This window comes from Pseudomonas fluorescens, assembly GCF_005938625.1.
Taxonomy (GTDB): domain Bacteria; phylum Pseudomonadota; class Gammaproteobacteria; order Pseudomonadales; family Pseudomonadaceae; genus Aquipseudomonas; species Aquipseudomonas fluorescens_BD.
The window spans coordinates 242,142-258,264 of the sequence record NZ_VCNJ01000029.1 but is presented as its reverse complement, the minus strand read 5'-3'; the positions used below and the strand labels follow the sequence as shown (position 1 = coordinate 258,264).

The 16,123-nt window shown below is 57.8% G+C and carries 17 protein-coding genes and 1 pseudogene; 10 read left to right on the top strand and 8 right to left on the bottom strand.

Going from position 1 to position 16,123, the window contains the following annotated elements; genetic code table 11:
* The first annotated feature begins 59 nt into the window (after positions 1–59).
* The 5 genes from FGA82_RS19245 to FGA82_RS19225 all read left to right on the top strand — a co-directional run bounded on the left by FGA82_RS19245 (position 60) and on the right by FGA82_RS19225 (position 4,081).
* Positions 60–1,601, top strand: coding sequence for a class I SAM-dependent methyltransferase (locus tag FGA82_RS19245; protein ID WP_141128290.1), 1,542 nt, complete (start codon positions 60–62; stop codon positions 1,599–1,601).
* A 58-nt stretch (positions 1,602–1,659) separates the two neighbouring features.
* Complete coding sequence (locus FGA82_RS19240; RefSeq protein WP_141128289.1) at positions 1,660–2,121, top strand: VOC family protein; 462 nt, start codon at positions 1,660–1,662, stop codon at positions 2,119–2,121.
* Between the two features lie 66 nt (positions 2,122–2,187).
* Positions 2,188–3,096: an alpha/beta fold hydrolase gene (locus FGA82_RS19235; protein WP_141128288.1), complete on the top strand. Its 909-nt coding sequence runs from the start codon at positions 2,188–2,190 to the stop codon at positions 3,094–3,096.
* Positions 3,097–3,243: 147 nt separating this feature from the next.
* Positions 3,244–3,399, top strand: a complete 156-nt coding sequence (locus FGA82_RS19230; protein ID WP_077572520.1) for a DUF2986 domain-containing protein — start codon at positions 3,244–3,246, stop codon at positions 3,397–3,399.
* Positions 3,400–3,508: 109 nt separating this feature from the next.
* On the top strand, positions 3,509–4,081 hold the full coding sequence (locus FGA82_RS19225) for a GNAT family N-acetyltransferase (protein ID WP_171057310.1): 573 nt from the start codon (positions 3,509–3,511) through the stop codon (positions 4,079–4,081).
* Here the strand turns inward: FGA82_RS19225 and FGA82_RS19220 are convergent.
* A complete protein-coding gene (locus FGA82_RS19220; RefSeq protein WP_141128287.1) occupies positions 4,019–4,918 on the bottom strand; it encodes an EamA family transporter in 900 nt (299 codons plus the stop codon). The two genes, FGA82_RS19225 and FGA82_RS19220, sit on opposite strands and share 63 nt — an antisense overlap.
* Positions 4,919–5,026: 108 nt before the next feature.
* Between FGA82_RS19220 and FGA82_RS19215 the strand changes: the two genes are divergently transcribed.
* Positions 5,027–5,794, top strand: coding sequence for an AraC family transcriptional regulator (locus FGA82_RS19215; protein WP_141128286.1), 768 nt, complete (start codon positions 5,027–5,029; stop codon positions 5,792–5,794).
* Here FGA82_RS19215 and FGA82_RS32485 read toward each other — a convergent pair.
* From FGA82_RS32485 to FGA82_RS19180, 7 genes and pseudogenes are all read right to left on the bottom strand, one after another.
* A pseudogene (locus tag FGA82_RS32485) lies at positions 5,791–5,934 on the bottom strand (SAM-dependent methyltransferase); the annotation flags it as partial. The gene FGA82_RS19215 and the pseudogene FGA82_RS32485 overlap by 4 nt on opposite strands.
* A gap of 43 nt (positions 5,935–5,977) precedes the next feature.
* Entirely contained in the window at positions 5,978–6,412 is a 435-nt protein-coding gene (locus tag FGA82_RS19205) for an SRPBCC family protein (protein WP_141128285.1), read from the bottom strand.
* Positions 6,413–6,468: 56 nt separating this feature from the next.
* Complete coding sequence (locus FGA82_RS19200) at positions 6,469–6,855, bottom strand: nuclear transport factor 2 family protein (RefSeq protein WP_141128284.1); 387 nt, start codon at positions 6,853–6,855, stop codon at positions 6,469–6,471.
* A gap of 80 nt (positions 6,856–6,935) precedes the next feature.
* Complete coding sequence (locus tag FGA82_RS19195; protein ID WP_141128283.1) at positions 6,936–7,679, bottom strand: SDR family oxidoreductase; 744 nt, start codon at positions 7,677–7,679, stop codon at positions 6,936–6,938.
* A gap of 46 nt (positions 7,680–7,725) precedes the next feature.
* Positions 7,726–8,829, bottom strand: a complete 1,104-nt coding sequence (locus FGA82_RS19190) for an alkene reductase (RefSeq protein WP_141128282.1) — start codon at positions 8,827–8,829, stop codon at positions 7,726–7,728.
* Positions 8,830–8,946: 117 nt separating this feature from the next.
* Positions 8,947–10,203: a cation:dicarboxylate symporter family transporter gene (locus tag FGA82_RS19185; protein ID WP_141128281.1), complete on the bottom strand. Its 1,257-nt coding sequence runs from the start codon at positions 10,201–10,203 to the stop codon at positions 8,947–8,949.
* 112 nt (positions 10,204–10,315) lie between these two features.
* Positions 10,316–10,741: a VOC family protein gene (locus FGA82_RS19180; protein WP_141128280.1), complete on the bottom strand. Its 426-nt coding sequence runs from the start codon at positions 10,739–10,741 to the stop codon at positions 10,316–10,318.
* Positions 10,742–10,897: 156 nt separating this feature from the next.
* On the opposite strand from FGA82_RS19180, the gene FGA82_RS19175 reads away from it, so the two are divergent.
* The 4 genes from FGA82_RS19175 (at position 10,898) to FGA82_RS19160 (ending at position 16,122) form a co-directional block, all read left to right on the top strand.
* A complete protein-coding gene (locus tag FGA82_RS19175; RefSeq protein ID WP_141128279.1) occupies positions 10,898–11,776 on the top strand; it encodes a LysR family transcriptional regulator in 879 nt (292 codons plus the stop codon).
* Between the two features lie 122 nt (positions 11,777–11,898).
* Positions 11,899–12,132 (top strand): hypothetical protein, encoded by a 234-nt coding sequence (locus tag FGA82_RS19170; protein WP_141128278.1) that lies wholly within the window; start codon positions 11,899–11,901, stop codon positions 12,130–12,132.
* A gap of 168 nt (positions 12,133–12,300) precedes the next feature.
* The gene (locus tag FGA82_RS19165) at positions 12,301–14,682 is read left to right on the top strand and encodes a DUF3772 domain-containing protein (protein ID WP_141128277.1); all 2,382 of its coding nucleotides are present in this window, start codon (positions 12,301–12,303) and stop codon (positions 14,680–14,682) included.
* Between the two features lie 324 nt (positions 14,683–15,006).
* Positions 15,007–16,122, top strand: coding sequence for a hypothetical protein (locus tag FGA82_RS19160; RefSeq protein ID WP_141128276.1), 1,116 nt, complete (start codon positions 15,007–15,009; stop codon positions 16,120–16,122).
* Position 16,123: the final 1 nt, after the last annotated feature.

Genomic DNA, 16,123 nt, shown 5'->3' with positions numbered 1-16,123 from the left:
GGCGTAAGCCCACCTCCGTCCAAGTGCCACTTTCCATTACGATTCAAGAGGCTGCACCCATGAGCAATGCCTGGAACGAAGGTTATTTCACGGACGAAGGCTACACCTACAGCTATAGCCGGGAAATCAATCCTGTTTTCCAGCGTTACTGCCTGTTGTTGCGCGGCTTTGCCGGTCTGGACAATCCCGACGGTTATCATTGCGAACTCGGTTTTGGTCAGGGTGTGTCGATCAACATCCACGCCACCGCCAACCCTGCCGGTTTCGTTGGTACGGACTTCCACCCGGGTCAGGCGGCCCACGCCATTGAACTCGCGGCGCTGGGCAACAACGGTGCGCGGCTGTATGACGACAGCTTCGAGCAACTGCTGGCGCGCCATGATTTGCCGCAGTTCGACAGCATCAGCCTGCATGGCATCTGGACCTGGGTCAGCCGGGACAACCAGAAGCTGATTGTCGAATTCGCCCGGCGCCATCTCAAACCGGGTGGTCATCTGTACGTCAGCTACAACGCTTTCCCGGGCTGGTCGCCTTCAGCGCCGTTGCGCCAATTGTTCAGCCTGCACGACCGTTTTGCCAGCCACTCGACGCGGTCGGATCAGCGCATCGATGCCGCGTTGCAGTTTTCCGAAGCGCTGCTGGCGGCCAACCCCAAGTACGCCATCGCCGCGCCGAGTCTGGGCGCCCGACTGCAGACCATCAAAGGTCAGGATCGCCAATACGTCGCCCACGAATATTTCAATCGCGACTGGAACTGCATGTATTTCGCCGACATGGTCGACGCACTGGCGCCGGCCAAGCTCGATTACGTCACGACGGCGGTGCCGATGGATTCGGTGGATGCACTCAACCTGAGCGCCGAAGGCCTGGCCTTTCTCGACGGTATCGAGCATCCGGTGATGCGCGAGCAGGCGCGTGACTACTTCGTCAACCAGGCTTTCCGGCGCGATCTATACGTGCGCGGTGCCAACCGACTCAGCGCTGCCGAGCGCCGGTCGCGTATGCTCAACACGCGATTTATCCTGATGCAACCGACAGAAAACGTAGCGTCCAGCGTCACCGGCCCCGCTGGCGAAGCGTCATTGCAAGCGGACATTTACCGCCCGCTCCTCGCTGCCCTCGCGGGCCAGACGTATGAAGCCAAAACGATGCAGCATTTGCTCGATGCACTGTCGCCAATGGCCTATGACGATCTGGAACAGGCCATCGCCATCCTGGTTGGCATGGGCGCGGTAGCCCCTTGCCAGAGCGAAGCTGCCGAGGCGCTGGTGTACGAACGCTGCGCTGCGTTCAACCTGCAACTGTGCAAGCGCGCGTTGTTCAACGCCGACATTCAGGTGCTGAGCAGCCCGGTCACCGGGGGCGGCGTCATGGTCAGCCGCTTCCAGCAACTGTTCCTGATTGCAATCCGCCAGGGCAAACAGCACCCGGCAGAGTGGGCGCAACTGGCGTGGAGCGTCATCGCTGAACAAAACGAAGTGTTGGTCAAGGACGGCAAAACGCTGACCACCGCCGAAGCCAACATTGCCGCGCTGACCGAACAGGCTCAGGCTTTTGCCGAGCAATCGCTGATTGTGCTGAGTGCTTTGAAAATCGTCTGACACTCGATTGAAGCGGACCTCGTCGTGCCTCTCGACACCGCCCGACTGGAGCTATTTCATGGATTTGAAGTTCAGCCACATCGACGTACTGGTCAAAGACCTTGAACAAGCCTGCGCCTATTACGCGCAGATACTGCAGGCGCGGATCTCCACAACGCAGATCTGGAATCGTGGTGGCCTGCACGTGCGCTATGCCGTCGCGCTGATCGGTCAGGAACGCTTCATGCTGGTCCAGCCGCTGGCGGGCAATCTCAAGGATCTGTTGGATACGGTGGGTGAAGGCATGATTTACCGTCATTGCTACACGACCCCTGATATCGAGTTGGCCTACGACGAACTGCTCGCCAGCGGGGTTCAGCCGGAGGACGAAAACGGCCAACCGCTGACTCGCGAGAACCTGCAATCGCCTTCCGGAACACGCATCATCTGGCTGCCGAAACGCTTCGGACATTTCTCGATCGAGATTCTTGAAGAGAAGGCGCTGGGGGCGTTTATCGAGACGGCGTTCGCTTCCAAGTGAAACTCCTCCGGCCCTGATCGATACGTCTACGCTCTCTCCATCGCCCCCACGCTTGGAGACTTCGCCATGATCCGACTGCTGCTGACCGCCCTCGCCCTGTTCGCCCTGAGTTTCCAGGTCCACGCCGACGTCATACCCTTCCCCGCCAGCTTCCATACTCAAGACATCAAGGTCGAAGGCGCGACAATGCACGTGCGTGTCGGTGGCAAAGGCCCCGCCGTAGTGTTGTTGCATGGTTTCGGTGATACCGGTGACATGTGGGCGCCGCTGGCGGCGGATCTGGCCCGCGATCACACCGTGGTGGTGCCGGATCTGCGTGGCATGGGCTTGTCGTCGATTCCCGAGGGCGGCTATGACAAAAAGACTCAGGCCGGTGACATTCGGCAGGTGTTGAGCGCGCTGAAGATCGAGCACTCGGTGGTCATCGGGCATGACATCGGCACCATGGTCGCGTTCGCCTATGCCGCGCGCTATCCCGAGCTGACCGAGCGCCTGGTGGTGATGGATGCGCCCGTGCCCGGCATCACACCGTGGAACGACATCGTTCGTTCGCCGATGCTCTGGCATTTCGACTTTGGCGGTGCGGACATGGAGCGTCTGGTCGCCGGGCGCGAACGCATCTACCTCGACCGTTTCTGGAATGAGTTCGCCGGCACCCCGGCCAAAGTCGATGAAGGCACCCGCCAGCACTACGCCAAGCTTTACGCCCGCCCTGGCGCCATGCACGCCGCGTTCGCCCAGTTCCGCAGCATTCGTCAGGACGCCCTCGACAACGCCCCCGTTCTACAGAAACACTTGAGCATGCCGGTGCTGGCCGTGGGCGGTGAAAAGTCCTTCGGCAACAACGAAGCGATCGTCATGCGCAATGCTGCGGACAACGTGACCGAAATGGTGATACCGGCGGCGGGACACTGGTTGATGGAAGAAGCCCCAGCACCGACCATCAAAGCTGTACGCAACTTCATCGCAATGTGAGGAATTGGCATTGCCTTGGCCCGAGGCTTGCGTCAGGATTCGCCCCTTTTTGAGGGCAAAGTGCAGTCTATCTCGTGGCTCGTCCATTGATGCGTACGTTTACCCCTTCGCTAGTCGTTATTCAAACTTGTAGGCCGGACAGAAAACATGAATCGTCAAAAGAAACTCAAGCAGTTGTTCAAGGAAAAGGCCAAAAAGGCCAGCGCCAAACTGGCGCCGAAAAAGCCCAAATACATCAGCAAGGCTGACCGGGCGAAACTGGAGGCTGAAGCCGCAGAGCCAGTCGAGACCAGCGAAAGCTGAAATCCCTCTCAGCTACAACGGCAACGGCCGATCCTGCAATTGGATCTTTCCTTATCCTCTTACCGCCCTAAACGGGTCGAACTCCCCAGATCGACCAGGAACGGAAACCATGCCTGTACGCGAATTCGACTGCCAACCTGCTCTGTATGGAAGCACGCTGAAGCTCCGGGCATTGGCTGCCAGTGATTTTGAAGCGCTGTTCCTGGCCGCCAGTGATCCGCTCATCTGGGCCGGCCACCCCGCCAGCGATCGCTATGAACGGCAAGTGTTTGAAGCGTACTTCGCCGCCCGCCTGGCCAGCGCGAAAGCACTCGCCGTCATTGATTCCGAGTCGGGGCAGATCGTAGGGATGTCCAGCTACTACTCGCCGCCGGATCTGCCCGAGAGTATCGCCATCGGCTACACCTTTCTGGTACGGGAAAAATGGGGTGGCGATGCCAATCGTGAGTTGAAGGCACTGATGCTGGAACATGCATTCAAGGTCTACGAGATCGTCTATTTCCACGTCGGCCCCGCCAACATCCGATCGCAAAAAGCACTGCTGAAAATCGGCGCCGTGCACTTGTATGATGCCGAGTTGAAGCTCTCCGGCGCACCTGCCCTGTGCAAGTGCTACGGGTTATCCAGGGCACATTGGCTGGCGAACCCGAAGGCGCAGCAGCATTGCGTGCACGTGCCCTGATGCCAAGGGGATCGCCCCTAACACCAGCGAGATCGAAAGCCAGTCAAAGAGGCTTGGATACTGGCCGAAAATCGCCATCGAGCTGAAGATTCCAAACACAGGGATCAACAGCGACAACGGTGCCACTCGCGACATCGGATATTCGCGCAACAGCAAGTTCCATCCCCAGTAACTGAAGTGCGTCGCGGCGTAGACCTGAAACGCCAGCGAAAACACGGTTATCGCATTGAGCTGCGACGGCAATGCCGTGAACGGTGCCGAGCCATGCAGCAGCCACGTCAGCAGCAGGAGCGGGATGGGCGGGAACAGGCTGGCCCACACCACAAACGCGAAGATTTCACGCACTTTCGATACCTTGATCACCACGTTGCCGATGCTCCACGCCAGGGCGCTGCCAATGACCAGTGCCAAACCCGCCAACGATGCGTCGCCGGGGCGACTCAGTACGATGCCCATCAGGCCGGCGGCGGCCAACAACGTGCCAAGCCATTGCAGCCGTCCCAGACGTTCGCCGAAGAAGACCACGCCCCAACCCAAGGTAAAAAACGCACTGAACTGGATCAGCAGCGATGCTGTTCCGGGGGGCACGCCCCAAGCGATTCCGAGGTTGATCAACGCCCACATCGCCACACCGAAAATCAGTCCGTAAGCGGCCAGCCAGCGCAATGCCACGCGTGGACGCTCGACGAAAAACACCCATGGCAACGCAGCCAACGTGAAACGCAGCGCGGTCAGCAACAGCGGGTCGATAGCGGCCAGTCCGAGTTTGGTCACGGGGAAGTTCAATCCCCAGACAGCCGTCACCAGAACGGCGAGTACAAGATGCTTCTTTTGCATGGTCAATCTTTCCCGGCGCCGAGCGGAAGTGCTCGGCCGCGAGGAAATATGCCGGCAATGGTCATGGCCTGCTTTCAGTCACAGGCCAATTTTCATTAGAATCGGGCCATGCGAGAAATGAGCCGCCATCCTTACCAGAACACCCCACGCGATGCCGTCGTGACCGCCATTGATTACGCGGACGGGACGCTGTTCCCGCTGCACGATCATCAGCGCGGGCAATTTGCCTACGCTGCCAGCGGCGTCATCACGGTTTTTACCGATGACGGCAACTGGGTCGTGCCGCCGCAACGCGGCATCTGGGTACCCGCGCAACTGCCCCACTCCATGCAAATGCGCGGACCTGTCACGCTGCACAACACATACATCCGCAAACAAGCGGCGCAGCGCCTCGGACTGCCGGAGCAATGCCAAGTGCTGGACGTGTCACCGTTGTTGCGCCACCTGCTGCTAAAATCTATCGATTTACCCGCACGCTATTCCACTCAAGGGCATGCCGGCCATTTGATGGGCTTGCTGCTGCATGAAATCGCCAGCATGCCTGCGCTTTCGCTCAACGCGCCGTTGCCGGCAGAGCCACGGTTGGCGACGGTGTGCCGCACGTTTCTGCAGCAGCCTTCGCTGGAGGTCGGCATCGACGACATGGCGCAACGTGCGGGCATGAGTCGACGCACCTTTACCCGACATTTTCGCCTGCACACCGGCATCAGCTATATCGAATGGCGGCAACAAGCCTGTCTGCTGGCGGCGATTGTCATGCTGGGCAAAGGTCAGTCGGTCACGCAGGTTGCCATGGACTTGGGGTACAGCAGCTCCAGTGCGTTTGCGACGGTGTTCAAGCAAGTGTTGGGGGAAGTGCCGAGTCGCTACTTTTAGAGGCTTGCGTTTTTACACGTCAACCACGCCCCCCAAAACAAACTGCTGAAGAACCGCGTCGCCTCACCAAACCCGGACTCATGCAACAGCGCCTGAACCGCCGCTTCGGAATGCGGTGGATCGGCACCTTGCAGAATCTGCATTCCTCGCAGGAATGCGGGCGTGTAAACGTTGTGTGCTGTGTTACTCAGCCAGAAATGCCTGCAGCCCATTGTGGCCGTCGACGATCAGACTGCGGATCAGTGCCTGATAGTGCTCAGCGTCATTCGGCTCTCGAAGATCGAAACTCGCCGACCAACTGAGGAGCGTTTTGTCTTGGCCGGTCAAAGCGACCAGCTTCACGCTGGCCACATAATTGTCGAGCGGCAAAGGCGCTTCTTCAAAGCGGTAGGACAGCGTTAACGCTGATTCATCAACCGACAACAGACGCTCTCTGACAACTGCCCCATCGGTCAGCGAGAGTGTGCGAATGCAACCTGGCCTTTCAGCCCCCCCGCCCTCGATATGGCTGCTCGCTATCGCAGGATGCCAGGCCTGAATCTCGCCAAACTGCCTCACTACGTTCCAGATCTTTTGTGCATCGCCGTCCAGGACAGCGGAAAATTCAACCATCGGCATGACATAAATCCTCTTATGTTGATCCCCGGCAGCGAACTGCCGGGAGCGGTCGTTATTCAGACCTCGAACTGGTGATACACCTTGGCGATGACCTTCCAGGCGCCGTCGATTCTGATCAGGGTCAGGTAGTCGTTGTAGTCGGCGCCAATTGCATCCGTTTCCATGTCCACACGCACCACCGCAGTGGTCGGGGTGATCGCCAGCACGTCGAGTCGCGTGCTGATTTCGGGGGCTGCGCCGTTCTTCTCGACAAAGTCGAACAGGTTCTTGATCGGGCCGCCGAGCAGTTCGCCGTTGGTGAAACCGTACATCACTGCCTCTTTATGGAAGGCTTGAGCGACGCCTTGCGCGCTGCCAATGCGAAGGCCTTCTACGTATTGATTGGCGGTGGCGATGACAGCGTTGTATTCAGCCGTCGGCACGGCTTTGATGTTCTTGGACATGATTGTTCCTATCGTTGCAGGTGAGTGACAAAGTCTGCCGGGAGCCGGGGTTGGCAATCGGCAGCGGGAGTAGCCGACGTTCACCAATCCTGGCGCGTCGGCGAAATGATCAGATCGTTGACGGTGACGTTTTCCGGCTGGTTGAGCGCGTAGATCACGGCACGGGCGATATCGTCAGGCGCAATGGCGATGCGGTTCAGTTCCTGGGCGGCCTTGCGCCCTTCTGGGTCACTGACCTTGTCCGCCCAGCCGGTATTGATAACGCCGGGGCTGACCGTGTTTACGCGGATGCCGTGCTGTACGCCCAGCTCCTTGCGCATGGACTCGGTCATGGCTTGCACGAAGAATTTGGTGGCGCTATAAACACCCGCCGCCGGCCCGACCTGATGGCCCGCCACCGAGTCCATATTGAGGATCTGCCCGGACTTGTGTTCGAGCATCACTGGCAGCACGGCTGCTGTGGCATTGAGATAGCCCTTGATGTTCACGTCGATCATCTGGTCCCAATCCGCCACGGCCAGATCGACCCAGTTGGAAAACAGCATCAGCCCGGCGTTGTTCACCAGAATGTCGACAGCGCCATAGGTGTCCTGCGCGAATCTGGCGAGCGCCCGGGTTTGATCCGGCCGGGTTACATCAGTGGTAAAAGCGGCCACGTCGTGACCGGCTTCACACAACTCGGCGACGAAGGCTGCCAGACCCTGTTCATCCAGCGCCGCGGCAACGACGCGAACGCCGTGAGCCGCCAGCGCACGTGTGGTGGCCGCCCCGATGCCGGAAGATGCGCCGGTGACGATGGCGACTTTGTTGTGTAGATAATTCATGTTCCGTTCCTCTTTACAATGAATGCGATTGCGCCCGGGCAGTCATTCAGGCGTTGGCGGTTGGCCAGTCGATGTAGCCTTTGGCGCCCCCGCCGTAGTAACTCTCACGCGGTGCAATGGTCAGTTCGAGACCGTGCCGCAGACGCGCCACCAGGTCGGGGTTGGCAATAAACAAGCGACCAAACGCCACCGCGTCGATACGCCCCTGCGCCCGACGCTCAAGCGCCATCGCCAGGTCATAGTTGTTGTTGCCAATGAACGCGCCCCCGAACTGCGCACTCAACGCGTCCAGATCCACGCCCGCCGGCACGGTGCGCGAGGTGGCCGTGGCGCCTTCGACAAAATGCAGATAGGCCAGATTGAGTCGATTGAGTTGCTGGATCAGGTAGCCATAAGTCGCCATGACGTTGCTGTCGGGCGGCGTATTGCCGGCATCGGGGGTTACGGGCGACAGTCGGATACCGACGCGGTCGCTGCCCCAGATGGACACCACCGCTGCGGTGACCTCCAGCGTCAGCCGCGCACGGTTTTCGATGGAGCCGCCGTACTGATCGGTGCGCTGATTGGTCGAATCGCGCAGAAACTGGTCGAGCAGATAACTGTTGGCAGAATGCACTTCCACACCGTCGAAACCGGCGCGCTTGGCGTTCTCGGCAGCACATTTGTACTGCTCGATGATTCCCGGAATTTCCGCAGTCTCAAGGGCGCGCGGCATCGACACGTCGACGAAACCTTTCTCGGTGTACGTGCTGCCCTCAGCCTTGATCGCCGAAGGCGCGACCGGTGCTTGGCCATTGGGCTGCAACTCGACACTGGAAAAACGCCCGACATGCCACAACTGGCTGACGATTTTTCCGCCCGCGGCGTGTACGGAATCGGTGACCTTCTTCCACCCGGCGACCTGCTCTTGCGACCAGATTCCCGGGGTCATCGCATAGCCGCGTCCCTGAGCTGAAATGTTCGTCGCTTCGGCGATGATCAAGCCTGCACTGGCGCGCTGGGCGTAATAGGTCGCATGCATTTCATTCGGCACGCCGTCTTCGGCCATCCGGCTGCGGGTCACCGGTGCCATGACAATCCGGTTGGCTAACTGCAGCGCGCCCATAGTCATGGGCGAAAAAAGGTCGGTATCAACAGCGTTATCAATCATAAGAACTCCAAATCAATAGACCGGTCGTCTAGTAAAAAGACCCAAAAAAACGCCCCTGTGCCAGCGGGCGTGCACTCGTTGAAAGTGCGATTTCAAAAGCGAATGTCCGCGAAAAACTCACACTTCGGCTGCGGTACGAGCACGTGAGGGTTCAAGCACGGCCCTTTCCCACTTGGCAATCACCAGCGGCGCGATGGCGTTGCCTAATACGTTCAGCGTGGTAGTACCGCTATCGATGATCCTGAAAATACCTGCGATCAATGCCACACCCTCTAAAGGAAGACCGGCCGAAGCCAACGTTGCGGAGAGGATGATGATGGCAAACCCAGGCACCCCCGCCGCGCCTTTCGAGGTCAGCACCATTGTCACCACCAGCAGGATCTGCTGCGACAACGACAGGTCGATGCCATAGAGCTGCGCGACGAAGATCGTCGCGACGCCGAGGAAGATCGAAGCGCCGTCCAGATTGAATGCATAACCCACCGGCACCACGAAACTGACGATCCGACGCGGTACACCGTAACTCTCCAATCGGCTCATCAACTGCGGCATGACCGCGGCTGATGCGGCACTTGAGAACGCCAGAATCAGTTCACTGCGGAAGTAGCGAATCAACTTGAAAATGTTCTCGCCAATCAAGTAGCAAATGCCACCGAGTATCACCAGGGCGAAGACCACCAGCGCCAGGTAAACCACACCGATCAACTTGAGCAACGGCAAGAGCGAGGCGAAACCAAACGTTGCGACAGTCGCGCCGATCATGCCGAAGACCCCAATCGGCGCGTAGGCCATGACCATTGAGACCACTTTGAACATCGCGTCGGAAATGCTCTGAACCAGCGCGATTGCAGGTGCACTTTTTTCTCTCGGCAGCGCATTCAGGGCGAGGCCGAACAGCACGGCAAAGAACAGTACCGAAAGCAATTTCGCTTCCGACATCGCCAGCAGAACATTGTCCGGCACGATGTTCTGCAAGATCACCAGCGCGCCTTTTGACGGCTCCATGTTGATTGACGCCGTGCCGTGGGACAGGCCGGAAATATCGGTGCCGGTACCCGGCTCGAAGATATTTGCGAAACACAGGCCGACCACGATCGCCAGCGCGGTTATCGCAAAGAAATACCCCAGCGACTTGATGCCCATGCGGCCAAATGACTTGTTATCGCCACCGCCGGCAATGCCCAGGATCATGCAGCAGAACACAATCGGTACCACCACCATCTTCATCATCTTGATAAAGATGTCACCCAGAGGCTTCAGAATCTCCGCGCTGACCCATGTTTGATACTGCGGATGGGTATTGAAATACCAACCGACGAGCACGCCAAGCAACAGCCCGGCAACGATTTGCCACACCAAAGGAATACGTTTCATGTCTAGCCTTTTTGTTGGAATGAAAGGTCTGCGCTACGGGCAGTTGCTAGAGTCATGAGCTTCCAGCTCACTTGAGACCGAATGGCACAACCGGGTTGTGCCATGACGTTTGTCACTTGGCGAAGAGCTGGCTCATATCCTTGAAAGCCTTGAATTCCAGAGCGTTGCCGCATGGATCAAAGAGAAACATGGTGGCTTGCTCGCCAACCTGCCCCTGAAAGCGAATGTACGGTTCAATCACAAACTCGGTGCCAAAGGACTTCAGGCGTTCGGCCAAGGCTTCCCACTGTTGCCATCCCAGAATGATGCCGAAGTGCGGAACTGGAACGTCGTGGCCGTCGACCGGGTTGCTGTGAACACTTTCCTGGGACGCGGTTTTCGGGTGTTCGTGAATGACCAGTTGGTGGCCATAAAAATCGAAGTCGACCCACTGATGACTGGAGCGCCCTTCTTCAAGACCAAAGACTTCACCGTAAAAGGTGCGCGCTGCAGCCAGATCGTAAACGGGGATAGCAAGGTGGAAAGGCGAGAGGCTCATCAGAACTCCGATCATATTGTTGTGGGTTGGCGAACGTTCCTGCCGTCATCGGCGCCTTGGGTTCAGCCGCTGCCGGGGGATGGGAAACATCCTAGGACGGAAAACCAAACATAAAAATCAATATATATTTCTTAGAAACACAATTAATATTTGTGAATGATCAAAGAACTGAAGACACTTATCGCCGTCGCTCGCGAAGGTACTTTCGCTGCAGCAGGCAACAAAATCGGCCTCACGCAGGCTGCCGTCAGCGCACAGATCCAGCGTCTGGAAGCCGAACTCGGCTTCGAGCTTTTCGACAGAAAGGGGCGCTCGGCACACCTCAACAAAATGGGCCAGCAGATCCTCCTGCAGGCGCAAGAACTGCTCAGGCTCTACGACAGCCTCGGCTCGACGACGGTGGGATTGCCGCCCAGCGTGTTGGTCAATATTGGCGCGATTGCCTCGGTGCAGCGCTCGTATTTGCCTGACGCATTGGCAAAGTTTCACCAACACTGTCCGCAGTGCCGATCCCGGGTAGTGCCGGGTTTATCGATGGAACTGGTCAACCTGGTGGATGCTGGCGAGATCGACATGGCCGTGATCATCCGCCCACCTTTCTCACTGCAGAGCGATCTGTGCTGGACGACACTGGCACTGGAGCCTTACCGATTGATCGTGCCACGCGATGTGCCGGGCGATGACTGGTCCCGGTTGCTTTCCAGCCAGCCGTTCATTCGATATGACCGATCTTCCTTTGGCGGCAGGCAGGTCGACCGCTTTTTGCGGCAGATGCATTTCACACTGCGTGAGGTCTGCGAACTGGATGAGCTGGAGGCAATTATCAAACTGGTCGAAAACGGCGTCGGGGTGGCGCTGGTGCCGCAAACGGCGCCCGACTTTGCATGGCCTGCCGGTGTCCGGGTGCTCGACCTGGGGCAGCACACCTTCCACCGTGATATCGGACTGGTGCACCGGTCGCGGCAGACTTTTACAGAACCTGTGCGGATGCTGGCTGAACTGATCAGTGCTCAGGTGAAGATGGGGTATGAGTGAGGCCTTAAAAAACAATCATTAACCGCATCAATAACAACCATTGATTCAATGAAGTTCTCTTATCAGGCTCGCGGCGTAAGATCGGCTCCAGACCTGACCACTACCCCACGGAGCACACACTCATGAAACGCCAAGCCCTTTTCAGCATCGCTTTCTCACTGTTCGCCTTGAATGCTTTTGCCGCTGAACCTGCCACCCAGACTGATCCACTGTTCAGCGACGCAGTCGCCGCCGCGACTCAGACTGATCCGCTGTTCAGCGATGCCGTAGCCGCCGCAACCGAGACCGACCCGCTGTTCAGTGACGCCGTAGCCGAGGGTGGTTCAGACCGTTTGCTCGAACGCCGCGCTGTCTGAATGCAGCGATTCACCGCAGTCACCGAAGAAAGGCCCGACCTCATCCGTCGGGCTTTTTTCGTCTGGCAGCGCTGCGCAGCTGCCCCGCTCTGCCGGAAAGTTTTCCTCCTCGATCGGCTCGATCACCTAACCTCATAGACTGTGTGATCCATTCGAGCCGCCTCACCCATGCGCAACACATTGAAGTCGTTGTTTTTTGTCGCATTCATGCTGCTTGTTGGCGGCATTCCGACGCTATTGGCTGCCGACTTGCCGGCGCCGGCAACCACCGCTGCCGCGCCGTTGCCGGTGATTTCGCAGAGCGATCTGCAGGCCTTGCAACAGCGCCTCGATGGCCTCAAACAACAGATTTCCGCCGCGAACAACTACAACCAGCTCGAAGGCCCGCAGGATCGGGTGCAGTCATTCATTCTGGATGTCGACCGGTTGTCGGCGGCGTTGTTGCCGCAGCAGGCGCAACTGGCCGTGCAGCTAGGGGTGTTGGGGGCCGCGCCGGATGCTGATCTGGCGGCGGAGCAGGCAGATATCGTCGCGCAACGCGCATCGCTGGCCGAGCAGAAGAGTAAGGTCGACGGCACGCTGAAGAGCCTGGCTGCATTGAAGCAGAGCGCGGCTGATCTGATTACGCAGATCGCCGGCATCCGTCGCACACTGCTTGAAAGTGAGCTGACGCTGGGCACTGACAGCGTGCTGAGCCCGAGTTTCTGGTCGCCGCTGGTGAGTCCGAGTGGCGACGACCGTCAGCGTTTACGCTTTTTCGTCGCGCAGGTGCGCGATACCTGGGCCACGGTGTGGGCACCAGGGGAACGTTTCTACACCAGTGTGTTGATGGCGTTGGCGCTGATCATCTGGACATTTGGGCGCAGGCTGGCCGAACGCGGTCTGACCTGGGTGTGCATTCACCGCATGCCCGAAGGACGTCTGCGTCGCAGTGCGCTGGCGTTCGCTTCGGCGCTGGCGACCATCGCCACCACCGGCATTGCCCTGCAATTGTTGTTCTACGCCTGCACCCGCCACCAACCCTTGCCGCCAGTGCTGGAAACCTTCTCCGAAGAGTTCGAGAAGGTCGTGTATGCCTGCGTGCTGCTCACCGGGTTGAGCCGCGCGTTGCTGTCGACCGAACACCCCTCGTGGCGCCTGCCGGCAATTGCTGATCCGGTGGCGCTGGCGCTCAAGCCCTACCCGCGCATTCTGTCCTGCACGTTATTGGTGCTGGTGACGCTGGTGCAGGTCAGCAATGCCACCGGCATGAGCAGCCAGATCGTGATCGCCGGGCGCGGGGTCATTTCAATCGTCGTGCTGGCGATCGTGACGGTCCTGCTGCTGCGCGTCGGCAAGGTGCGCAAGGCACTGGTCGCGGCCAATGATGCGGCGGCGAACAGTACGTTTGCCGGAGTGATTTACACCCTCGCCAGTGTCTCGATGTTTGTCTCGGCGATTGCCCTGCTCACCGGCTACGTGTCGCTGGCGCGGTTCATCAGTTATGAACTGGTGTGGGCGTACATCGTCTTGTCGGGTTTCTACCTGCTGATCCAGTTGATCAAGGATGTCTGCGAGCACGTTTTTTCGCCACGACACGCCAGCGGCAAAGCGCTCAAACAGTTACTGGGCATCGGTGATCGACGACTCGATCAGATCTCTATTCTGCTGTCCGGTTTCAGCCGTGCCGCGCTGTTGCTGCTGGCGGTCATCGCCCTGTTTGTCGGCGGCATCGGCACCACGCTCGGGCAACTGGCGAGCAACATCATGGCGATCCTCGGCGGCGCCGGACTGCGCAAGCTGAACATCGTCCCCGGCCATCTGCTCAATGCCGTACTGGCGCTGATGATCGGCATCTGGCTGATCCGCGCCCTGCGCCGCTGGCTCGACAACGAGTTCCTGCCCAAGACCGACATGGACCCGGGCATGTGTGCCTCGCTGAGCACACTGTTTTCCAACATCGGTTACGCCTTCGTGATTCTGCTGACGTTGTCATCACTGGGGGTGCAGTGGACCAATCTGGCGTGGATTGTCAGTGCGCTGTCGGTGGGTATCGGCTTCGGTCTGCAGGAGATCGTGAAGAACTTCGTCTCGGGGCTGATTCTGTTGACTGAACGGCCGGTGAAGGTCGGCGACTTGATCAGCATCAGTGGCGTCGAAGGCGATATTCGCCGCATCAATGTGCGCGCCACGGAAATCCAGCTCAGCGACCGCTCGATCGTCATCGTGCCCAACTCGCAACTGATCTCGCAGAACCTGCGTAACGTCACCCTGGGCGGCAGCGCGCAAGGCGTGGCGTCACTGGAACTGGTGTTCCCGCTGGATATTGATCCTGAAGAGGTGAAAGACCTGTTGCTCAATACCTATCGGGAGAACGAAACCATCTTGGATAAACCGGCACCGTTCGTGCGCTTCAGCAAGTTGTCGCCGGACGGGATCACCTTGACGGTGACCGGGTATGTAGGCAGCCCGAGGATTGTCGGGGTGACCAAAAGTGATTTGTTGTTTGAAATTCTGAAGCGTTTGGGAGCGGCGGGAATTGTCTTGGCGAAACCGCCGAGCACCGCATGATTTCTGTTTAAGCTTGGGTGGTAACTCTTTTAACCCGTCTGCGACACCTGCAAATATCGCTATTTTTAATAAGCGTTATTTCTAATAAATAATAATGGCAACTGGACAGTTCGGAGGCAGCGACTAGAGTTCGAAACATCAGCAAGGTTCAATGAAATTCAGCAATCTGTACAAAACTTTCCAGTTGTACACCGACAGGGCATGTCGTTCGGGCATTCAACAGAATGCGAATCCCTAAAAATCAACAAAATGGATTCCTCCCTGACACTAAATGTGTCACGGGTTGCCGATCAATGACGTTCGCGCGTTGCCCAGGAGGTTAGCGTGAAAACTATTTGCCCTCTCATTGCTGTCTTGGCACTTACCGGTTGTGAAACGGTGGAGATGCAATACACAGATCCGGCACCTCAAGGAAATTTCGATGCAGTGGAAGCCCAAGCGAATGAGCATTATGAGTATTTTGTCTTTCCCAAAACTTATATTCTCGTGACGCCGATCGCAGAGGTTACGGACAAGCAAACGCCAGCTCAGGAACAATCGACAGCAGGCAATAACAAGGAACAAAACAAATCCACGGGAAAGACGAGTAACGTAAAAACTAAAGCCGGCACCACCGTCGAGAAGAAAAAAGAACCCTCCGAAACGCCGTCGAAAGACGCCACGCCTTCGCCACCCTCCCTCTCCAACGGTCTGGCAACAGCTGTCATTGACGGTCGTAAATGGGAGGCCAAAGTCGTACAGCTTCCCGATGACAGCCAAGCCTTGGCGGTTAAAGGTGTTTCAGGTTTCTGGAAGTCGACCGCTGTGGGAATAACCAAATATCAGAATACCGATATGGTTTCGTCGATTAGCACCAAAGCCGAGAATCTTGTACCCAAACGGCTCGGGCAAATAGCGTCAGTCGTTGCCACGGCAATGCAGATTGGCGCATTAGGTGTAAGTAGTGACACGTCAGGAAAAGCAGTCGATCTTGAGTCCTTTGTTGCTGATATTTCCAAATCGTCCGGAAGGATAAACAGTGACTGGACATATACCTTCTACTACGACAGCCCAACCCCTCCCGCCGGAACTGTAACCCTGCAAAGTTTCAAAGATAAAGCAATGAATCGTAAAGTCCCGTACTGGCCAGTGCCTGCTTGCAGGAGTGCAACGCTCGTCATTATCAGAGACTCTGACAATTCAAAATCTGCGTTCCACGTCACTGTATCCAACCTGGACGCCGTGCGCCTGCAACCTTTATCAATAGATGGAAAACTTGAACTCGGCTCAACTTGCAGTGCAACCGTGTCAGGCGCCACCACTGCGGATGGATTTTCAACTTTCTCCGATGATTTCCAAGCTGTTAAACAGTTGATCGAAACAATAAAGGCTGCAAAGAAACCGACTGATCCCGATGCCGATACAGGTCAGGAAAAAGCGCCTTCCAACGCAAAAAAATAAC